Source organism: Bradyrhizobium commune (assembly GCF_015624505.1).
Classification (GTDB): Bacteria; Pseudomonadota; Alphaproteobacteria; order Rhizobiales; family Xanthobacteraceae; genus Bradyrhizobium; species Bradyrhizobium commune.
Genome location: NZ_CP061379.1, coordinates 368,517 through 386,425, shown reverse-complemented (window position 1 = coordinate 386,425; position 17,909 = coordinate 368,517). Strand labels below are relative to the sequence as shown.

Sequence of the window (17,909 nt, the reverse complement as noted above, 5' to 3'; positions counted from 1 at the left end):
CGGACCGGGCAACCAACGGGAATTCGACCATGTCGGACCTAGACCGCAATTACGCTTCTCCTTTCGGCCGGGCCGCCGGGCGTGTTGACGCCGCGACGGTCGACGCCGGTCTGCGCGCCTACATGCTGCGCATCTACAATTACATGAGCATCGGGCTGGCCATCACTGGCCTCGCCGCACTCGGCGTCTACATGGCTGCCGTGACGGACGTTCCGACCCCGGAAGCGGTCCGCGTCGGCAAGCTGTTCCTGACGCCGTTCGGCTACGCGATGTTCGTGAGCCCGCTGAAATATCTGTTCATGCTGGCGCCGCTCGCCATGGTGTTCGTGATCTCGGCCGGCATCAACCGTCTGGCCCCGTCGACCGCCCAGATCCTGTTCTGGGTGTTCTCGGCGCTGATGGGCATCTCGCTGTCCTCGATCTTCCTGGTGTACACGCACACCTCGATCGTGCGGGTGTTCTTCATCACCGCGGCGACCTTCGGCGCGCTCAGCCTCTACGGCTACACCACCAAGCGTGACATGACCGCAATGGGCTCGTTCCTGTTCATGGGCCTGATCGGCATCATCATCGCGAGCCTGGTGAACCTGTTCCTGGCCAGCTCGGCGCTGCAGTTCATCGTCTCGGTGGTCGGCGTGCTGGTGTTCGCGGGCCTCACCGCCTGGGATACCCAGCGGCTGAAGAACGACTACATCTACGGCTATGCCTCGGCCGGCGGTGACATCGCCGAGCGTGCGGCGATCTCGGGTGCGCTGTCACTGTACCTGAACTTCATCAACCTGTTCACGCTGCTGTTGCAGCTCCTCGGCCAGCGCGACTAAGCGATCAGCCGAAAGAACGGACACGAACCCCGGCCGCAAGGCCGGGGTTTTTGTTTGGCCATTCTGCCTCCCCAAACACCGTCATTGCGAGCGCAGTGTTCAGCCCGGGGACATAGCTTACACCTGTTCGGGGACATGGTTGACACATCAAAATCGGCTGGATTCGTCGAACAAGGGGGCGAGCCATGCCGTGGCGAGAGGTGTCTGTCATGGACCAGCGGCGCGAGTTTGTGATGCTTGCTAAGCAGGAAGGAGTGAACCGGCGGAAGCTGTGCCGGCAGTTCGGGATTAGTGCCCAGACTGGTTACAAGTGGATCGAGCGCTATGATGCAGGGGATACGACGCTGGCCGATCGCTCGCGCCGGCCGCATCACAGCCCGGATCGTACTGAGGCTGCGATCGAGCAGCAGATTGTGGCCTTGCGCGATGTCCACCCGGCCTGGGGGGCGCGCAAGATTTTGCATCGTCTAAAGCGCGACCGGCAAGCCGTGCCGGCGATATCGACGACGCACGAGATCCTGCGTCGCTACGATCGCGTGAGCGAACCTGCGGGGAGACCTGGACAGCCCTACATCCGCTTCGAGAAGGAGGCACCCAATCAGCTCTGGCAGATGGACTTCAAGGGACACAGCCCCCTCGAGGACGGCGTATCCTGCCACCCGCTGACGATGCTGGACGATCACTCGCGGTTCTCGTTGTGCCTGGCTGCTTGTGACAACGAGCGAGGTTCGACCGTGCAAGGGCATCTGAGGGAGACATTCCGCCGGTACGGCCTCCCCGATGCGATGTTCGTCGACAATGGCGGCCCCTGGGGCTTCACCCTTGAAGACCCTTGGACCGGGCTGACGGTCTGGCTTTTGAAGCTTGGCGTCCGGGTGATCCACAGCCGGCCGTATCATCCGCAGAGCCGAGGAAAGAACGAACGCTTCCATCGCACGCTGAAGGCCGAGGTATTTGCCTTCAGGCGCTACCGCGACCTTGCCGAGGTGCAGCGCGCATTCGACCAATGGCGAGCCGTCTACAATCTCGATCGGCCGCATGAGGCTTTGAACTACAACGTTCCGGCAAGCCGGTACCAACCCAGTTCGCGGGAAATGCCGGACAGATTGCCCGCGGTGGAATACGACGAGCACGAGGTCGTCCGTTCCGTCTCCACCACCAAGGCCTATGTCAGCTTCAAAGGCAAATTGTGGAAGGTTCCGCAGGCCTTCCGCGGCGAACGGCTTGCGATCCGTCCACTCAATACCGACGGCAGGTTCGGCATCTTCTTCGCCGCGCACCAGATCGCGGCGATCGATTTAGGATGATCCAAAAGTGTCAACCATGTCCCCGAACAGGTGTAAGCTATGCCCCCGGGCTGAACAGCAGCGAAGCAATCCAGAGTCCCTCCGCGGATGCATTTCTGGATTGCTTCACTGCTCGCAATGACGGGTGTGGAAGCATCGTTGCCCCTTCCGGGCGCCGCGCGAAGGCTCTAATCTTCTCCCCATGTCAGCGCCCGAAATCAGGCCCACCCTTGAGGCCGACCTCCCCGCCATCACCGCCATCTACCAGCAGGCCGTCCGCGAGGGCACCGCGACGTTCGAGCTGGAGCCGCCCGACCTCACCGAAATGACGCGGCGCTACCGCACGCTGGTCGACGGTGGCTATCCCTATTTCGTCGCCATTCTCGATGGCCGCGTCGCCGGCTACGCCTATGCCGGCGCCTACCGGCCGCGGCCGGCCTATCGCTTCACGGTCGAGAACTCGATCTATCTCGATCCCCCCTTTCACCGCCGCGGCATCGGCTTGCTGCTGCTGGAGCGGCTGATCACCGAATGCGAAGCGCGCGGCTTCCGCCAGATGATCGCGGTGATCGGCGATTCCGCCAATGCCGGCTCGATCGGCGTGCACACCAAGGGCGGCTTCAAGATGATCGGCACGCATCCCAGTGTCGGGCTGAAATTCGGCCGCTGGCTGGATACGGTGATGATGCAGCGCGATCTCGGCGAGGGCGCGAGCACGGTGCCGACAAAGTAGGTCTCGTAGGGTGGGCAAAGCGTAGCGTGCCCACCACACTCGGCAATGATTCGAGATGGTGGGCACGGCGCTTTGCGCCTTTGCCCACCCTACGGCACCGTTGGTGCGGCTACACCACCGCCAGCTTCCGATCGATCACCAGCAGCACGCGCTCGAGCTCGTGGCCGCGGCGCAGGATCAGGCCGGTCGCCGAGATCACGCTGTACATGCCCTGCTTGCGCGCGAGCCGCGGGTCTTTCTCGATGCGATAGATCGGCACTTCCGAGGCACGGCGAAACACCGAGAACACCGCGCGGTCCTTCAGGAAGTCGATCGCATAGTCGCGCCACTCGCCGTCGGCGACCATGCGGCCGTAGAGATTGAGAATGCGGTGCAGCTCGATCCGGTTGAACGTCACCCGGTTCGGCTGCACATTCGCAGCGGCGGGATGCGCCGCCGCGCGCTGCCCGCTCGGATCGGCATCCTCCGGGGTCAGACTCATGGGGTGCCTCCTCATCGCACAGCATGATCCTCGTCCGCGAAGACCGTCCCCGGAACCGCCGATCATGACAGTTGCATGATTGCGCCAACTGTTCCCCGCTGCAAGAGGCACTTGTGGGGCTCGCGAAGGTGTTCGCGACTCAGCCCGTCCAGTCGACCGCGCATCAGGGCACACGCAACGGTGGAACTCTGTCGCGACGAACCGTCACGGGATCGTTAGCAGGAATCATAGTGTCGCCGCTTTTCCGCCCAGCGCCTGCCGCCCTGCATTGCGAAAAGACGTGTGTGCGTTGACCCGGTCCTAGCGGTTCCGGATTCCTCAGCCCCCAGCCCCCCGGGGTCGTCAGGATCGGGTCTGTACGCACAACAAGGAGGGCCAACGCGAGTTGGTCCTTTTTTGTTTGTGGCGGGGTGTTTCTCTCTCGCTGTCATTCCGGGGCGCGAAGCGCGAGCCCCGGAATCCATCGATCCAATTTTCGCGATGAAAAATGGATTCCGGGCTCGCGCCAAGAGGCGCGCCCCGGAATGACGGAGACTATTTTTTTCGGAGACGATTTACGTGCTTCAGTGCAGCGACGTATACGCCGCGCCGAGCATCGGGCCCGGCTTCTCGCGGCTGCCGTCCTGGACATAGACCACTGCGCCGTCGACGCCATCGCGCGAGGTGAGATTCTCGATCGGCACTGTCCAGCTTTCCGGATGTCCGTTCCAGTCGCCGACCTTGAGCAGGTTGCGCACCACGTTGTGGTAGGTGATCTGCTGCCCGCGATTTTCGCCGCGGCTGATCGCGATCGGCACCGATTTGGCGATCGAGCAGATCCAGACCTCGCCATGCGAGACCGCCGGCTCCTTGCTCGCGGCCACTGACACGTTGATCTGCTTGCCCGCGAGCGACATCGTCACCGGCACGCTCATCACGCCTGCGCCCTTGTCGGTCTTGCCGATCGCAGTCTCGATGCCGGCGCGATCGCTGCCGATGACATGCGCGGCGCCGTTGACCACGACCTGCGGCGTGTAGACCTCGCGGTCGCCGCGCATCCGTGAATAGGCGCGCTGCCGCGCCGAGAAGCGCGAATCCGCCAGCGTGTCTTTCCAGCCGAGATAATCCCAATAGTCGATCGGCATGCTCAGCGCGATGATCGAGGGATCGTTGGCGAGATCGCCGATGATCTTGTCGGCGGGCGGGCAGGACGAGCAACCCTGCGAGGTGAAGAGCTCGACGACGGCGCGGGGATCGGCCTCGGCAGGACGGATGACGGCGACGATGGCACAGATGCCGAGCGCTCCCGACCATAAGGCACCGGACCATCGCGAAACGAGATTAGAAGCCATCATTCCAGTCATGTCGAACGTCACACTTCGTCAATGGTTGGGGGAGGATCTTATCGCCTGATGGTCACCGTAGTCTTACGGGCGCAATACATTCCGCCGCCCGAGACACGTCTTCTGCCGGGCGGGCCCATCCAAAGCCATAACGCACAAAGGCGGCCTTGTGATAGGCCGCCTTTGTTTAACCTTCTACTCACGTCGCAGTGAGCCACTGTTCACAAATTCGCGCTTAGGCGGCGAGCTTGCGCAGCACGTAGTGCAGAATGCCGCCGTTCCGGTAGTAGTCGAGTTCGTCCAGCGTATCGATACGGCAGAGCAGCGAAACGCGCTGCAACGAGCCGTCGCCGGACACGATCTCCGCGGTGAGCTTCTGGCGCGGCTTCAGCTCGCCGACCAGGCCGCGCAGCGTGACCTTCTCGTCGCCCTTCAGGCCAAGCGACGACCAGGAGGTGCCTTCCTCGAAGGTCAGCGGCAGCACGCCCATGCCGACCAGGTTGGAGCGATGGATGCGCTCGAAGCTCTGGCAGATCACGGCGCGCACGCCGAGCAGGCGGGTGCCCTTCGCGGCCCAGTCGCGCGACGAGCCGTTGCCGTATTCGGCACCCGCAAACACCACCAGCGGCACTTCCTCCTGCTGGTACTTCATCGCGGCGTCGTAGATCGACATCTGCTCGCCGTCCGGCCAGTGCTTGGTCAGACCGCCTTCGGGGATATTTCCATCCGCGCCCTTGAGCATGAAGTTCTTGATGCGAATGTTGGCGAAGGTGCCGCGCATCATCACTTCATGGTTGCCGCGGCGCGTGCCGTACTGGTTGAAGTCGGCCGGACGCACCTGGTGCTCGCTGAGATACTTGCCAGCGGGCGAGGTGAGCTTGATCGAGCCGGCCGGCGAGATGTGGTCGGTGGTGATCTTGTCGCCGAACATGGCGAGGATGCGCGCCTCGACGATATCGGTAACCGGCTCCGGCTCCTTCTTCATGCCGTCGAAATAGGGCGGGTTCTGCACATAGGTCGAAGACATGTTCCAGCGATAGGTCTCGCTCTCGACGGTCTTGATCTTGCGCCAGTTGGTGTCGCCCTTGAACACGTCGGCATACTTCTTCTTGAAGATCGACGCGGTCACGAACTTCTTCATGAAGGCATTGATCTCCTTGGTCGTCGGCCAGATGTCCTTCAGGTACACCGGCTTGCCGTCCTTGCCTTCGCCGAGCGGTTCGATGGCGAGGTTCTTGGTGACGCTGCCCGCGAGCGCGTGGGCGACGACGAGCGGCGGCGAGGCGAGATAGTTCGCCTGCACGTCCGGCGAGACGCGGCCTTCGAAGTTGCGGTTGCCGGAGAGCACGGCAGCCGCGACGATGCCGTTGTCGTTGATCGACTTCGAGATCTCCTCCGGCAGCGGACCGGAATTGCCGATGCAGGTGGTGCAGCCGAAGCCGACCAGGTTGAAGCCGACCTTGTCGAGATCGGTCTGGAGACCGGAATCGGCAAGATAGCCCGCGACCACCTGGCTGCCCGGGGCAAGCGAGGTCTTCACCCACGGTTTTGCCTTGAGGCCCTTGGCTGCCGCGTTACGCGCCAGCAGTCCTGCGCCGATCAGCACGCTCGGGTTCGAGGTATTGGTGCAGGAGGTGATGGCGGCGATGACGACGTCACCATGGCCGATCTCGTAGTTCTTGCCTTCGACCGCAAAACGCTTCGCGGGCTCCTCGGTCTTCTTGTACTCGCTGCTGAGCGCGAGCGAAAAACCTTCGGCGACCGAGGGCAGCGCAATGCGGCCTTCGGGACGCTTCGGACCGGCCATCGACGGAACGACGTCGGCGAGGTCGAGCGTCAGCGTTTCCGTGAACACCGGATCCGCCGACTTGGCGGTGCGGAACAGGCCCTGCGCCTTGGCATAGGCCTGCACCAGTGCGACGCGCGCAGGCGCACGGCCGGAGGTCTTGAGATAGTCGATCGCGGCCGCATCGACCGGGAAGAAGCCACAGGTCGCGCCATATTCCGGCGCCATGTTGCCGATGGTCGCCTTGTCGGCAACCGAGAGGTTGTCGAGACCCGGGCCGAAGAACTCGACGAACTTGCCGACCACGCCAAGCTTGCGCAGCATCTGCGTGACGGTGAGCACGAGGTCGGTCGCGGTGACGCCCTCCTTGAGCTGGCCCTTCAGCTTGAAGCCGACCACGTTGGGCAGCAGCATCGACAGCGGCTGGCCGAGCATGCAGGCTTCCGCCTCGATACCGCCGACGCCCCAGCCGAGCACGGCGAGACCGTTGACCATGGTGGTGTGGGAGTCGGTGCCGACGAGCGAGTCGGGATAGGCGACCTCGAAGGTGCCGGTCTTCTTGCCGACCGTCATCTTCTCCTTCTTGGTCCAGACCGTCTGCGAAAGATATTCGAGATTGACCTGGTGGCAGATGCCGGTGCCGGGCGGCACGACGGAGAAGTTCGAGAAAGCCTTCTGGCCCCACTTCAGAAACTCGTAGCGCTCCTGGTTCTGCTTGTATTCCTCGGTGACGTTCTTGGCGAAGGCCTTGTTGTCGCCGAAGAAGTTCACGATCACGGAGTGATCGATGACGAGATCGACCGGCACCAGCGGGTTGATCTTCTCGGCGTCACCGCCGAGCTTCTGCATCGCATTGCGCATCGCGGCGAGATCGACCACGGCCGGAACGCCCGTAAAATCCTGCATCAGCACGCGCGCCGGGCGGAACGCGATCTCATGCTCCAGCGACTTCTTGCGCAGCCACTTCGAGACCGCGACGATGTCCTCCTTCTTGACCGAACGGCCGTCCTCGTTGCGGAGGAGATTCTCGAGCAAGACCTTCATCGAATAGGGAAGTTTCGAAATTCCCTTCAGACCATTCTTCTCGGCCGTGGGCAGGCTGTAATAGACATAGGTCTTGGCGCCGACCTTGAGGGTCTTTTTGCATTTGAAGCTGTCGAGCGAGGTCATGGAGGAAATCCCAATTGTTAGTTATACCCGGCAAGGGGTATTTTAACACCGTCAGCGAATCCGGTGGGGTCGCTTGCAGGGGCAGGTTGAGTTGCTGCATCAAGTAGTTCCGGGCTTATAGAAGCTTTCTAACCGCGCCGCCACAGCCACAAACGTACCCAGCAAGTCGCGAGCCAAAAATTCTGATGCGCTACCCCAAGATTTTCTTAGGGTTTTCCTGGCAGCTCCTTTCGGAGCTTCGACAGGGGGCGAGATGCGGCTGACGGGGCGCGGGCTGACATGCGTGCGGGGCGGCCGCGACGTGTTTTCCGGCCTCGATTTCGAGGCCGCCGCTGGCGAGGCACTGGCGGTCGTCGGCCGCAACGGGTCGGGCAAGACCTCGCTGCTGCGGCTGATCGCGGGGCTGCTCATTCCGGCTGGCGGCACAATCGCGCTCGATGGCGGCGATGCCGAGCTGACGCTTGCCGAGCAATGCCACTATCTCGGCCATCGCGACGCGCTGAAGCCGGCCCTGAGCGTGGCCGAAAACCTGTCATTCTGGGCTGATTTCTTGGGCGGCGAGCGTTTTGACGCGACGACAAGTCTTGCGGCCGTCGGCCTCGACCACGCCGCCGACCTGCCCGCCGCGTTCCTGTCCGCCGGCCAGCGCCGCCGGCTCTCGCTAGCCCGCCTGCTCACCGTCCGCCGCCCGATCTGGCTGCTGGACGAGCCGACCGCCGCGCTGGACACCGCCGGACAGGACATGTTCGGCACCCTGATGCGCGATCATCTGGCGCGCGGCGGCCTGATCATCGCGGCGACTCATACGCCGCTGGGGATCGACGCGCGGGAGCTGCGGATTGGGGGGACGGCATGAGGCGGCCCGACCCTCAGCTTTCCAAGCGGCCCGGCACCGCCTTCGCGCCTGCCGGAGCCACCCTATGACCGCCCTCGCCGCCCTGATCCGCCGGGACATCCGGATCGCGCTCCGCGTTGGCGGCGGGGCGCTGATTGGGGTGCTGTTTTTCCTGACTGTCGTCGTGCTGATGCCGTTCGCGGTCGGGCCGGACCTGGCGCTGCTGTCGCGGCTCGGGCCGGCGATCCTGTGGCTGGGTGCGCTCCTGGCAAGCCTGCTGACGCTCGACCGGTTGTTCATGGCCGACCATGAGGACGGCTCGCTCGACCTGATCACCATGAGCCGGACGCCGCTGGAACTTGCCTGCGCCGCGAAAGCGCTGGCGCATTGGCTGGCCGCCGGCCTGCCGCTGATTGTCGCAACCCCCGTGCTCGGCCTGCTGCTCAACCTCGACATGGTCGCGACCGCCGCGGTGGCACTGACGCTGCTCGCCGGCACGCCAGCGCTGACGTTTACCGGCATGATCGGCGCGGCGCTCGCCGTGACGCTGCATCGGGGCGGGCTGTTGATGGCGGTGCTGGTGCTGCCGCTGTCGATCCCGGTGCTGATCTTTGGTGTGGCGGCCTCGGAGGCCGCGATTACCGGGCCGTTATCGTTCGGCGCGCCGTTCTCGATCCTCTGCGCGCTGTCGCTGGTGAGCCTCGTGATCGGCCCGTTTGCGGCAGCCGCGAGCCTGAAGCATGGACTGGACTGAGCTTGAGCCCGATCAACTTTCGCTGCGCGCTTTTATGCTGATTGCGTGAGTGCTGAGCTGTGATTATCAGGATACCATGTCGCTGATCGACCTCGCCAACCCCACGCGGTTCCTCGCGCTGTCAGCGCGGGTCCTGCCGTGGCTTGCGGCCTTGACCGTCATCCTGCTCATGATCGGCCTCTACCAATCCGCCAACGCGCCGGACGACTACCAGCAGGGCGCGACCGTGAAGATCATGTTCATCCACGTGCCCAATGCGTGGCTGTCGATGTTCGTGTGGGGCGTGATGAGCATTGCCTCATTGGGCACGCTGGTGTGGCGGCATCCGCTCGCCGACGTCGCCGCGAAAGCCGCCGCACCGATCGGTGCCAGCTTCACCTTCCTCGCGCTGCTGACGGGCTCGCTGTGGGGCCGGCCGATGTGGGGCACCTATTGGGAATGGGACGCGCGGCTGACCTCGGTGCTGATCCTGTTCCTGATGTATCTCGGCCTGATGGCGCTGTGGCGCGCGGTGGAAGATCCCTCGCGCGCGGCACGCGCCGCCGCGGTGCTGACGCTGGTCGGTGCGATCAATCTGCCGATCATCAAGTTCTCGGTCGATTGGTGGAACACGCTGCATCAACCGGCCTCGGTGATGCGCATGGGCGGCTCGACGCTCGACAAGGCGTTCCTGATTCCGCTGCTGGTGATGGCGGTCGCGTTCACGCTGCTGTTCATCACGCTGCATCTCGCAGCCATGCGCAACGAGATTTTGCGACGACGCGTGCGCTCGCTGCAAATGATGCAGGCGAGCCAGAAAGCTGCATGATGATGTCGCTTGGCCCCTACGCGTCCTTCATCGTGACGTCTTACGCGGCCGCGGCGCTTGTGGTCGCGCTCCTGATCAGCTGGGTCGTGCTCGACTACCGCAGCCAGACCCAGCGCCTGCGCGAGCTCGAGCGCAGCGGCATCACCCGCCGCTCCAGCCGCAGTGCAGTGGATACACCATGAGCGATCAAACCACCTCCGCGACACCGCCGCGACGCGCCTTCCTGATGCTGCTGCCGCTGATCGTCTTCATCGGTCTCGCATTTCTGTTCTGGTTCAGGCTCGGCAGCGGCGACCCCTCGCGGATTCCCTCTGCGCTGATCGGCCGGCCGGCGCCGCAGACCACGCTGCCGCCGCTCGAGGGATTGCAGGCCGACAACGCACCGGTGCCGGGCTTCGATCCCACGGCCTTCAAGGGCAAGGTCAGCCTGGTCAATGTCTGGGCCTCCTGGTGCGTGCCATGCCACGACGAGGCGCCGCTGCTGACTGAACTGGCAAAAGACAAACGCTTCCAGCTCGTGGGCATCAACTACAAGGATGCGCCCGACAATGCGCGGCGCTTCCTGGGGCGTTACGGCAACCCCTTCGGCCGCGTCGGCACGGATGCCAACGGCCGCGCTTCGATCGAATGGGGCGTCTATGGCGTGCCGGAGACTTTTGTCGTCGGCCGCGAAGGCACCATCGTCTACAAGCTGGTCGGCCCGATCACACCGGACAATTTCCGCAGCGTGCTGCTGCCGGAGATGGAGAAGGCGTTGAAGGGGGCTGGCTCCTAACACCGCTCGTGCCCCGGACGCGGCGCAGCGCTTCTTCAGCGATGCGCTGCAGAGCCGGGGCCCATGTCACCACGACGGCGCTCTTGGAAAGTTCTGGGTCCCGGCTCGCGCTTCGCGCGTCCGGGACACGAGACCGTTACCCCTTCCTGATATCCCCAGCCTCGGCCTCGCTGGTCTCCAGCGACACCGGCTCGACGCCATAGCGCTTCGTCAGAGGCATCTGCGCGATCGCAAAAATCATGGTCAGCGGCGTGACGCCGAACACCTTGAAGTTCACCCAGAAGTCCGTGCTCTGGGTGCGCCAGACGATCTCGTTCAGCACCGCCATGCCGGCGAAGAACAACGCCCAGCGTAGCGTCAGGATGCGCCACCCCTGCGGGGTCAGGTTGAACATCTGGTCGAACATCACGGCGATGAAGGAGCGGCCGAACAGGAGGCCGCCGCCGAGGATCGCGGCGAACAGGCCGTAGATGATGGTCGGCTTGACCTTGATGAAGGTCTCGTCGTGCAGCACCAGCGTCAGCGTGCCGAACACCAGCACGATCACGCCGGTCACGATCGCCATGATCGGGATGTGGCGCGTCACCACATAGGAGGCGATCATCGCCGCAACGATTGCGACCATGAAGGCGCCGGTCGCGGCGAACAGATTGAACTTCGCATTGACGAAGAAGAACACGAGCAGCGGACCGAGCTCGGTCGCAAGCTTGAACAGCGGATGCGGCTGGGTCTTGTCCATTCTCTAGCTTTCGATTCCGGCAATGGCGCGGGCGAAATCGCGCGCAGTGAACGGCGCGAGATCGTCGACGCCTTCGCCGACGCCGATGAAATGCACTGGCAGTTTGAATTTCTCCGCGAGCGCCACCAAGATGCCGCCGCGCGCGGTGCCGTCGAGCTTGGTCATCACCAGGCCGGTGACGCCGGCGGTGCGATGAAAGGCCTCGACCTGCGACAGCGCGTTCTGGCCGACGGTGGCGTCGAGCACGAGGAGCACCGCGTGCGGCGCTGATGCGTCCACCTTGCGGATGACGCGCACGACCTTCTCGAGCTCGTTCATCAGCTCGGACTTGTTCTGGAGCCGGCCGGCGGTGTCGATCATGAGCACGTCGATGTTCTGCTCTTTCGCCGCCGTCAGCGCGTTGAAAGCAAGACTCGCCGAGTCGGAGCCCTGCGCGCCGGCAACGACCGGAGTCTTCGTGCGCTCGCCCCAGACCTTGAGCTGCTCAATGGCTGCTGCGCGAAACGTGTCGCCGGCAGCTAACATCACCTTGCGGCCTTCGGAGGCGAATTTCTGCGAGAGCTTTCCGATCGTCGTGGTCTTGCCGGAGCCGTTGACGCCGACCACGAGAATGACAAACGGCTTTTTCGCTGCATCGATCTCGAGCGGCTTTGCCACCGGCGACAGCACCTTCTCGACTTCGGTCGCGACCACGTCCTTGACCTCGTCGGCCGAGATCGCCTTGTCGTAGCGCCCGGTGCCGACGGCGTCCGCGATCCGGACCGCGACAGACGTGCCGAGGTCGGCGCGCAGCAGCACGTCCTCGATGTCGTCGAGCATGGCGCGGTCGAGCTTGCGCTTGGTGACGAGATCGGCGACCGCGGTCCCGAGCGAGGACGAGGTGCGCTTCAGCCCGTTGGACAGGCGGCGCCACCAGCTCAGCTTGGGGGAATCTGACGTGGTATCGTTCATGGTTCTCGTGCCGCCGATTTGAAGTTCCTACTCTCTTGCCGCAAGTCCGGTTAGGAACTTCAAATCGAAGAGCGGCACGAGAAAATATTGTTGCCAGTGCGGCCCTGGATTTGGCATTCGCTTCGCATTTCGCGGCTGCCGCTGAGCGAATGCCAAATCCACCGCACTGGTGGTGTGTTAGCCGTTCCGGCCCACAAACGAAAGTCTTGCAATTGCTCGATGTTCCCGAATTGACCGCCGAGGAGATATTGGCGCGCGTGCTCCATCGCGACGGGCTGATGCTGGTGATCGACAAGCCGGCCGGCCTGCCGGTGCATCGCGGCCCCAAAGGCGGCGCCAATCTGGAAGCCTCGTTCGACGCGCTCCGTTTCGGCCTGCCGCGGCCGCCGGTGCTGGCCCATCGGCTGGACAAGGACACCTCCGGCTGCCTCGTGCTCGGCCGCCATCGGAAAGCCACTGCCTCGCTCGGCCTCCTCTTCAAGCACGGCAAGATCGGCAAGACCTACTGGACCGTGGTCGAGGGCGGCCCCACTGAGGACGAAGGCACCATCGATATGCCGCTCGGCCGGCTCAATGCCGAACGCGGCTGGTGGCAGAAGCCGGACCCCGAGGGCCAGAAGGCCATCACCAACTGGAAGGTGATGGGCCGGGGCGACGGGCTGACCTGGCTCGCCATGGAACCCGTCACCGGCCGGACCCATCAATTGCGGGTGCATTCGGCCGCGACCGGCTGGCCGATCTTCGGCGATAACATTTACGGCAACGGCCCGCGCTTCGGCGAGCCGCTTCTGCACCTGCATTCCCGCGAGATCGTGGTGCCGATCTCCCGCAACAAGGAGCCGGTCCGCGTCGTCGCGCCGGCCCCGCCGCACATGCACGAGCGGCTCAGGGTTTGCGGGTGGAATGGGGAATAAGCGCCCGCCCGGGTGCCATGGTTTACGAAACCTTCAGTGCTCGCCTCTAATGATAGCGGTTGCTTAGAACAAGCTTCCGTCACCCGCTCAGGACGAGCCGCGCGTCATGTCCAAGGCCGAGCTATCGATCATCGACGAGGTCGAATCCGCGATCAGGACCGGCTCGACGGAAAAGGGCATGGAAACCGCCCGGCGCGTCACTGACTTATTCCTGTCCTCCGCCGGAAGCTTCAACGACGAGCAGATCGCGCTGTTCGACGACGTGCTCGAGCGCCTGATCGGCACCATCGAGCTGCGCGCCATCGCCGACATGGGCGCGCGCGTGGCGCTCGCCGAGATCAGCGCCCAGCTGGCGCCGATCGCGCAGGCGCCGCCCTCCGTCATCCGTCGTCTCGCCAACAATGACGAGATCCGCATCGCCGGCCCCGTGCTCCAGGAATCCGCCCGCCTCGACGATGGCGAGCTGGTCAAGATCGCCTCATCCAAGGGCGAGCCGCATCTGCTCGCGGTCGCCGGCCGCTGGTGGCTGAAGGAGATCGTCACCGACGCGCTGCTGGCGCGCCGCTATCCGAGCGTCAGCCGGCGCCTCGCCGCCAATCCCGGCGCGCGCGTCTCGGGCAACGGATTTGCCATCATCGTCGGGCAGTCCGAGTCCGATCCCGAACTCGCCGTCAGCGTGGGCGTCCGCCTCGACCTCCCCTCGGAGCTGCGCCGGCAATTGCTGCGCTCGGCGACGGATGTGGTTCGCACGCGGCTGTTGTCGCGCGCGCCGCCGGATCTGTTCGAGGAGATCCACAGCGCCATCGCAGCCGTCACCGTCGGCGTCGAGCGCGAGATGTCAGGCGTCCGCGATTTCGAGGGCGCCAAGCGGGCGATCGGAAATCTCAAGGCGACCGGCCAGCTCAACGAGGCGACACTGCTCAATTTCGCCCGGCAGCGGCGCTATGAAGAGGCCGTCGCCGCCCTGGCGGCGCTGTCCGGCTCGACGGTCGAGGTGATTCGTCCGCTGATGCAGAGCCTGCGCGAAGACGGCCTGCTGGTGCCGTGCAAGGCCGCACAGCTCAGCTGGGAAACCACCACCGCCGTGCTCGAAAGCCGCTTTGCCACCGGCGCGATGAAGCCGGCCGACCTTGCAAGAGCGCAGGGGCACTACGCCCGCATGACACCGGACAATGCGCGGCGGACGCTGCGGTTCTGGCAGGTGCGGGCTTCGTAGGCTGTTCGCGACTTAAGCACTCCGCTTCCACCCCTTCGGTGTCGTCCCGGCGAAGGCCGGGACCCATAACCACAGGGAGCAGTTTGGCGACGGCTGTGAGTTGCTCTGCTTCGTTGGGACAAGCATCGCGCATCATCGATAGATCACGCGGTATGGGTCCCGGCCTTCGCCGGGACGACAACTGATTATTGGGTTAGCCGCTCGCCATCGCTGCCGCTGATCGTCATCGACACAACGCTTCCCACACGCTCGCCCGCAATCGCCACTGGCAGATAGTGCTCCGTACGCCCCTGCATCTCACTCTCGATCAGCACCTCGCGCGTCGCACCGATTTCGGCTTGAAGTCGCTGGCGCAGCGCCACCTCTCCAGCCGCACGCAGCCGCTTCGCGCGCGCCTTGATCTCGCCGCCCGCAACCTGCGGCATCCGCGCTGCCGGCGTGCCGGGGCGGGGCGAATAGGGGAAGACGTGCAGGAAGGTGAGACCGCACGCCTCGACCAGATCGACCGAACGCGAGAACATCTCCTCCGTCTCGGTCGGGAAGCCCGCGATGATGTCGGCGCCGAAAGCAACATCCGGGCGCAGGCGGCGCACCTGATTGCAGAACGCGATCGCATCCTGCCGCGAATGCCGCCGCTTCATGCGCTTCAGAATCATGTCGTCGCCGGATTGCAGCGACAGATGCAGATGCGGCATCAGCCGCGCATCGTCCGCGATGACATCGAGCAGGTCGGCATCCGCCTCGATCGAATCGATCGAGGAGATGCGCAGCCGCTTCAGCTCCGGCACATGCCGCAAAACCTGCTTGGTCAGCATGCCGAGCTTTGGCGCACCCGGAAGATCGGCGCCGTAGCTGGTGAGATCGACGCCTGTCAGCACGATCTCGGCATGGCCGCGCTCGACCAGCGTCCGCACCTGATCGACCACCGCGCCCATCGGCGCCGAGCGCGAATTGCCGCGGCCGAACGGGATGATGCAGAAGGTGCAGCGATGGTCGCAGCCGTTCTGCACCTGCACGAACACCCGCGGCAGGCCGCTCGCAAAGCCGTCGATCAGATGCGGCGCCATCTCCTTCACCGCCATGATGTCGCTGACGGCGATCTTCTCGCTGGCGTCGATGTCGAACGCATCGCGCGCCTCGCGCCATGCGGAAGCGCGCATCTTGTCGTCATTGCCGACGACGCGGTCGACCTCGGCCATACCAGCAAACATCTCGCTTTGCGTCTGCGCCGCGCAGCCGGTGACGACAATGCGTGCGCTCGGCCGCTCGCGCTTCAGCTTGCGGATCGACTGCCGCGCCTGCGCCACCGCCTCGTTGGTGACGGCGCAGCTGTTGACGACGATGGTGTCGGAAAGTCCCGCGCCCTCGGCCTCGCGGCGAATCACCTCGGCCTCGAAGGCATTGAGGCGGCAGCCGAAGGTCAGGACCTCGACGCCCATCAGCCGACCGGCGCGAACAGCGCCGGATCGAACGTGCCCTCATATTCGAAGGTCGCCGTGCCCGTCATCAGCACATGGTCGTCGCGCTCGCGCCATTCGATGCCGAGCTTGCCGCCGGGCAGCGTCATCGCGACCTTGCGCTCGGTGCGCTTGAGCCGAGCCGCCGCGACCGCCGTGGCACAGGCCGCCGAGCCGCAAGCCCGGGTCAGTCCGGCGCCGCGCTCCCAGGTACGCATCGTGATGTGATCGCGATCGACGATATGGGCGAGCGTGATGTTGGCGCGATCGGGGAAGATCGGGTGGTTTTCCAGCAGAGGACCGAAGCGGCCGAGATCATAGGCATTGACGTCGTCGACCCAGAAGATCGCGTGCGGGTTGCCCATGCTCACCACCGACGGCGAATGCAGGATCGGATTGTCGATCGGCCCGATCTGCAATTCGATGTAGCGGGTGTCGCGAAACTCTTCGGCCAGCGGAATGTCCTGCCAGCCGAATTTCGGCGCACCCATGTCCACGGTGTAGAGATCCGGCGCCGGCCCCTGCCAGGCATTGAGCAGGCCGGCGGCGGTCTCAAACGTCGCCGCGGTCTCGCCGGTCTTCTCGAAGATACGCCGCACCACGCAGCGCATGCCGTTGCCGCAGGCGCCGGCTTCCGAGCCGTCGCTGTTGTAGATCTTGATGAAAGCCTCGGTACCGTCGAGCCGCGGCTTCTGCAGCACCATCAGCTGGTCGAAGGGCACGCCGCCTTGCGCAGAGGCCACCGCGCGCGCGTCGTCCGGCGTGACCCGGCCGGCAGAATCGCGCATGTCGACAACGACGATCTCGTTGCCGATGCCGTTCATCTTGGCAAATGCGTGATTGGCCAGCGCGCTCATGAAAATTCCTGAATTTCGCCTGCCTTATATGGCGATCTCTGGCGACTTGGCCAGTGATTTGGCGCCGGCACCAAGACGCCCGCCATGACGCATCTGTCATGGGACGAATTCGGCGCTCGCGTGTTAGAACGGGGCGGTTCGCGCGAACCGGGACGCGCGGCCGGTTTAAGGCCTTGGTGAGTAAGGTCTTGATGAATTAAGGCCTTGATAGACCAGGGCCTCGGGGAGAATAGAATGAATCACCTTTGTCGTCTCACTTTGGCCGCGCTGATCCCGGCAGCGGCCTTGTCGTTTGGCTTGTCCGGCGCTCTGGCGCAGACGCCTAGCCCGGCCCCGGCCGCATCAGTGAGCCCTTCTCCGACAAGTCCTGCGCCGTCGGCATCGCCCTCGCCGGCCGCGAGCGCCTCGCCTGTTCCTGCGGCAACACCTTCTCCGGCGGCGAGCGCTTCGCCCGCGGCAACACCGGCGCCGGCAGCCAGCGCCTCACCCTCGCCGGCTCCGCCGGCCGCCGCGGCCACGACGCCTGCCCCGGTGCAGACCGCCGATCCCTTCGGCCTGGAGACCATGCTCGAGGCCAAGAAAGTGGTGATGGTCAAGGGCACCGCCAATTGGGATTCCGCCTTCGACACGCTGGTTGATGCCTTCAAGGCGCTCAACGCGCTGCTGGACAAGCAGGGCATCAAGCACGCCGGCAATTCCATGATCGTCTACACCTCGACCGATGACACGGGCTTCACCTTCCTCGCCGAGATCCCGGTCGAGCAGGATCCGAAAAATCTGTCCAAGGACATGAGCATCGGCAAATCGCCGGAGGGCAAGGCGCTGAAATTCGTCCATCGCGGCTCCTACGACAACATGGACAACACCTATGAGGCGATCACCAATCACCTCGACGACAAGAAGCTCGAAGCCAAGGACACTTTCATTGAGGAGTACCTCACCGATCCCCTGAAGACGGCCGAGGATAAGCTCGTGATCAACGTGTTCGTGCCGCTGAAGTGAGA

The 17,909-nt window shown here is 64.4% G+C and carries 18 protein-coding genes; 11 read left to right on the top strand and 7 right to left on the bottom strand.

What is annotated here, in order from left to right; translation table 11 throughout:
* The first annotated feature begins 29 nt into the window (after positions 1 to 29).
* The 3 genes from IC761_RS01865 (at position 30) to IC761_RS01855 (ending at position 2,840) form a co-directional block, all read left to right on the top strand.
* Positions 30 to 821: a Bax inhibitor-1/YccA family protein gene (locus IC761_RS01865; RefSeq protein WP_195801622.1), complete on the top strand. Its 792-nt coding sequence runs from the start codon at positions 30 to 32 to the stop codon at positions 819 to 821.
* 185 nt (positions 822 to 1,006) lie between these two features.
* Positions 1,007 to 2,128 carry an IS481 family transposase gene (locus IC761_RS01860; protein WP_195798467.1) on the top strand — a complete coding sequence of 374 codons (1,122 nt, stop codon included), beginning with the start codon at positions 1,007 to 1,009 and terminating at the stop codon, positions 2,126 to 2,128.
* Positions 2,129 to 2,309: 181 nt separating this feature from the next.
* Positions 2,310 to 2,840 (top strand): GNAT family N-acetyltransferase, encoded by a 531-nt coding sequence (locus tag IC761_RS01855; protein WP_195801621.1) that lies wholly within the window; start codon positions 2,310 to 2,312, stop codon positions 2,838 to 2,840.
* A 109-nt stretch (positions 2,841 to 2,949) separates the two neighbouring features.
* Here IC761_RS01855 and IC761_RS01850 read toward each other — a convergent pair whose 3' ends face one another.
* The 3 genes from IC761_RS01850 to acnA form a co-directional block, all read right to left on the bottom strand.
* Positions 2,950 to 3,321, bottom strand: coding sequence for a DUF2794 domain-containing protein (locus IC761_RS01850; RefSeq protein ID WP_195801620.1), 372 nt, complete (start codon positions 3,319 to 3,321; stop codon positions 2,950 to 2,952).
* A 563-nt stretch (positions 3,322 to 3,884) separates the two neighbouring features.
* Complete coding sequence (locus tag IC761_RS01845) at positions 3,885 to 4,664, bottom strand: DUF1223 domain-containing protein (RefSeq protein WP_195801619.1); 780 nt, start codon at positions 4,662 to 4,664, stop codon at positions 3,885 to 3,887.
* 214 nt (positions 4,665 to 4,878) lie between these two features.
* Positions 4,879 to 7,599, bottom strand: coding sequence for an aconitate hydratase AcnA (gene acnA, locus IC761_RS01840; protein WP_195801618.1), 2,721 nt, complete (start codon positions 7,597 to 7,599; stop codon positions 4,879 to 4,881).
* A gap of 253 nt (positions 7,600 to 7,852) precedes the next feature.
* On the opposite strand from acnA, the gene ccmA reads away from it, so the two are divergent.
* The 5 genes from ccmA (at position 7,853) to IC761_RS01815 (ending at position 10,771) form a co-directional block, all read left to right on the top strand.
* Positions 7,853 to 8,455, top strand: coding sequence for a heme ABC exporter ATP-binding protein CcmA (gene ccmA, locus IC761_RS01835; RefSeq protein WP_195801617.1), 603 nt, complete (start codon positions 7,853 to 7,855; stop codon positions 8,453 to 8,455).
* Between the two features lie 64 nt (positions 8,456 to 8,519).
* Positions 8,520 to 9,188 (top strand): heme exporter protein CcmB, encoded by a 669-nt coding sequence (gene ccmB / locus IC761_RS01830; protein ID WP_195801616.1) that lies wholly within the window; start codon positions 8,520 to 8,522, stop codon positions 9,186 to 9,188.
* Positions 9,189 to 9,264: 76 nt separating this feature from the next.
* Entirely contained in the window at positions 9,265 to 9,996 is a 732-nt protein-coding gene (locus tag IC761_RS01825; protein WP_195801615.1) for a heme ABC transporter permease, read from the top strand.
* Positions 9,993 to 10,178 carry a heme exporter protein CcmD gene (ccmD, locus tag IC761_RS01820; protein WP_195801614.1) on the top strand — a complete coding sequence of 62 codons (186 nt, stop codon included), beginning with the start codon at positions 9,993 to 9,995 and terminating at the stop codon, positions 10,176 to 10,178. Before IC761_RS01825 ends, ccmD begins: the two co-directional genes overlap by 4 nt.
* The gene (locus IC761_RS01815) at positions 10,175 to 10,771 is read left to right on the top strand and encodes a DsbE family thiol:disulfide interchange protein (protein WP_195801613.1); all 597 of its coding nucleotides are present in this window, start codon (positions 10,175 to 10,177) and stop codon (positions 10,769 to 10,771) included. The genes ccmD and IC761_RS01815 overlap by 4 nt, the downstream gene beginning before the upstream one ends.
* 136 nt (positions 10,772 to 10,907) lie before the next feature.
* On the opposite strand, the gene IC761_RS01810 is transcribed toward IC761_RS01815, so the two are convergent.
* Together IC761_RS01810 and ftsY are read right to left on the bottom strand one after the other, a co-directional pair.
* Entirely contained in the window at positions 10,908 to 11,510 is a 603-nt protein-coding gene (locus tag IC761_RS01810; protein WP_195801612.1) for a septation protein A, read from the bottom strand.
* A gap of 3 nt (positions 11,511 to 11,513) precedes the next feature.
* Positions 11,514 to 12,461 (bottom strand): signal recognition particle-docking protein FtsY, encoded by a 948-nt coding sequence (gene ftsY, locus IC761_RS01805; protein ID WP_195801611.1) that lies wholly within the window; start codon positions 12,459 to 12,461, stop codon positions 11,514 to 11,516.
* 212 nt (positions 12,462 to 12,673) lie between these two features.
* Between ftsY and IC761_RS01800 the strand changes: the two genes are divergently transcribed.
* Both IC761_RS01800 and IC761_RS01795 read left to right on the top strand, forming a co-directional pair.
* Positions 12,674 to 13,375 carry an RluA family pseudouridine synthase gene (locus IC761_RS01800; protein WP_195801610.1) on the top strand — a complete coding sequence of 234 codons (702 nt, stop codon included), beginning with the start codon at positions 12,674 to 12,676 and terminating at the stop codon, positions 13,373 to 13,375.
* Positions 13,376 to 13,481: 106 nt separating this feature from the next.
* Entirely contained in the window at positions 13,482 to 14,591 is a 1,110-nt protein-coding gene (locus IC761_RS01795; RefSeq protein ID WP_195801609.1) for a DUF2336 domain-containing protein, read from the top strand.
* A gap of 185 nt (positions 14,592 to 14,776) precedes the next feature.
* Here the strand turns inward: IC761_RS01795 and mtaB are convergent, their stop codons facing one another.
* A complete protein-coding gene (gene mtaB / locus IC761_RS01790; RefSeq protein WP_195801608.1) occupies positions 14,777 to 16,030 on the bottom strand; it encodes a tRNA (N(6)-L-threonylcarbamoyladenosine(37)-C(2))-methylthiotransferase MtaB in 1,254 nt (417 codons plus the stop codon).
* Positions 16,030 to 16,905, bottom strand: a complete 876-nt coding sequence (gene dapF, locus IC761_RS01785; RefSeq protein WP_195801607.1) for a diaminopimelate epimerase — start codon at positions 16,903 to 16,905, stop codon at positions 16,030 to 16,032. The genes mtaB and dapF overlap by 1 nt, the downstream gene beginning before the upstream one ends.
* Before the next feature lie 234 nt (positions 16,906 to 17,139).
* On the opposite strand from dapF, the gene IC761_RS01780 reads away from it, so the two are divergent.
* Positions 17,140 to 17,907 carry a GyrI-like domain-containing protein gene (locus tag IC761_RS01780; protein WP_195801606.1) on the top strand — a complete coding sequence of 256 codons (768 nt, stop codon included), beginning with the start codon at positions 17,140 to 17,142 and terminating at the stop codon, positions 17,905 to 17,907.
* The last annotated feature ends 2 nt before the right edge of the window (positions 17,908 to 17,909 follow it).

Coding starts and splice junctions, on each gene's coding strand:
- IC761_RS01865 (WP_195801622.1), top strand. CDS start 30: ATGTCGGACCTAGACCGCAATTACGCTTCTCCTTTCGGCCGGGCCGCC.
- IC761_RS01860 (WP_195798467.1), top strand. CDS start 1,007: ATGCCGTGGCGAGAGGTGTCTGTCATGGACCAGCGGCGCGAGTTTGTG.
- IC761_RS01855 (WP_195801621.1), top strand. CDS start 2,310: ATGTCAGCGCCCGAAATCAGGCCCACCCTTGAGGCCGACCTCCCCGCC.
- IC761_RS01850 (WP_195801620.1), bottom strand. CDS start 3,321: ATGAGTCTGACCCCGGAGGATGCCGATCCGAGCGGGCAGCGCGCGGCG.
- IC761_RS01845 (WP_195801619.1), bottom strand. CDS start 4,664: ATGACTGGAATGATGGCTTCTAATCTCGTTTCGCGATGGTCCGGTGCC.
- acnA (WP_195801618.1), bottom strand. CDS start 7,599: ATGACCTCGCTCGACAGCTTCAAATGCAAAAAGACCCTCAAGGTCGGC.
- ccmA (WP_195801617.1), top strand. CDS start 7,853: ATGCGGCTGACGGGGCGCGGGCTGACATGCGTGCGGGGCGGCCGCGAC.
- ccmB (WP_195801616.1), top strand. CDS start 8,520: ATGACCGCCCTCGCCGCCCTGATCCGCCGGGACATCCGGATCGCGCTC.
- IC761_RS01825 (WP_195801615.1), top strand. CDS start 9,265: ATGTCGCTGATCGACCTCGCCAACCCCACGCGGTTCCTCGCGCTGTCA.
- ccmD (WP_195801614.1), top strand. CDS start 9,993: ATGATGATGTCGCTTGGCCCCTACGCGTCCTTCATCGTGACGTCTTAC.
- IC761_RS01815 (WP_195801613.1), top strand. CDS start 10,175: ATGAGCGATCAAACCACCTCCGCGACACCGCCGCGACGCGCCTTCCTG.
- IC761_RS01810 (WP_195801612.1), bottom strand. CDS start 11,510: ATGGACAAGACCCAGCCGCATCCGCTGTTCAAGCTTGCGACCGAGCTC.
- ftsY (WP_195801611.1), bottom strand. CDS start 12,461: ATGAACGATACCACGTCAGATTCCCCCAAGCTGAGCTGGTGGCGCCGC.
- IC761_RS01795 (WP_195801609.1), top strand. CDS start 13,482: ATGTCCAAGGCCGAGCTATCGATCATCGACGAGGTCGAATCCGCGATC.
- mtaB (WP_195801608.1), bottom strand. CDS start 16,030: ATGGGCGTCGAGGTCCTGACCTTCGGCTGCCGCCTCAATGCCTTCGAG.
- dapF (WP_195801607.1), bottom strand. CDS start 16,905: ATGAGCGCGCTGGCCAATCACGCATTTGCCAAGATGAACGGCATCGGC.
- IC761_RS01780 (WP_195801606.1), top strand. CDS start 17,140: ATGAATCACCTTTGTCGTCTCACTTTGGCCGCGCTGATCCCGGCAGCG.